We start from the raw sequence: 1,206 nt of genomic DNA, 5'->3' as shown, positions 1-1,206 counted from the left end.
ATTCAACGCGAAGCCAACGAAGTGCTGGAACAGCGCGTCACCGAGCGCACCGGGGAGCTGAATGCCGCGCTCAGCGCCCGCAGCGAATTTCTGGCGGTAATGAGCCACGAAATTCGCACACCACTGAACGGTATTATCGGCACCGTGGACATGCTCAAGGGAGCCTCCCTGGATGATGATCAACGCCACAATCTGAACGTGATTGAACAGTCCGGGAACAGCCTGCTGAACCTGATTAATGACATCCTCGATTATTCCCGCATCGAAGCGGGCAAAATGCCCATCGAGCAAACCAGCTTCAACCTGTTCAACCTGATCAATGAATCCCTGGCCCTGTTCCAGCACAAGGCACACGTTCACTCCAACACCCTGACACTCGACATTGCTCCCCACGTGGGCGAACGCTGCATGGGCGACCCGGTGCGGCTGCGACAAATTCTGGTAAACCTGATCAGCAACGCGGTGAAATTCACCGACAACGGCACCATCACCGTGCGGGTACAGCGGGATTCGGACAACGCGGATTACGCCTTGTTTGAGGTGCACGACAGCGGCATTGGCATTACCGAAGAGCAGCAGCGCCGACTCTTCGACCATTTTCAGCAGGGCGACAGCTCCACCAGCCGACGCTATGGCGGCACCGGCCTCGGGCTTGCCATTTGCCGGCAACTGGTAGAGATCATGGGAGGAGAAATCGGTGTGGACAGCCAACCCAAACAGGGCTCGCGCTTCTGGTTCCGGCTCCCCATCCCATCCACGGAACGTGCCGATACCTTTACCTCGGAACCCGTCGCAGACAGCCTGCGAGGCCTGTCCGGCGGCCTATTGCTGATCGTGGACGATAACCACATCAACCTGATGGTGGCCGAGGGGCTGTGCCAAAAACTGGGCTACGAGACGGAAGTGGCGGAGAGCGGGCTGGAAGCTATCGCCGTCTTGATGTCTGCACAGCAGCCCTTCGACCTGGTATTAATGGATTGCGAAATGCCAGACATGGACGGCTTTGAAACCTCGCGAGCGATTATCAAGCTGCAACAGGAAGGCCGCTTGCCCTGGGTTCCCATTATTGCCCTCACTGCCCACGCCATCCCGGACAAGATCCATGCCTGCCACGATGCCGGCATGATCGGGCATCTGGCCAAGCCGGTGAACCTGGCGCGCCTGCAAACCACCTTGCGGCAGATCCTTCGTGACGCCGGGGCACCA

1 protein-coding gene is annotated in these 1,206 nt (G+C 58.8%); it reads left to right on the top strand.

Features of this window, described 5'->3' with window-relative positions; genetic code table 11:
• A partial coding sequence (locus A3754_RS01730) for an ATP-binding protein (RefSeq protein WP_156496683.1) occupies window positions 1-1,206 on the top strand: 1,206 nt, incomplete at both ends.

The organism is Alcanivorax sp. HI0083 (genome assembly GCF_001635175.1).
This window is presented reverse-complemented; position numbering and strand designations above follow the sequence as displayed.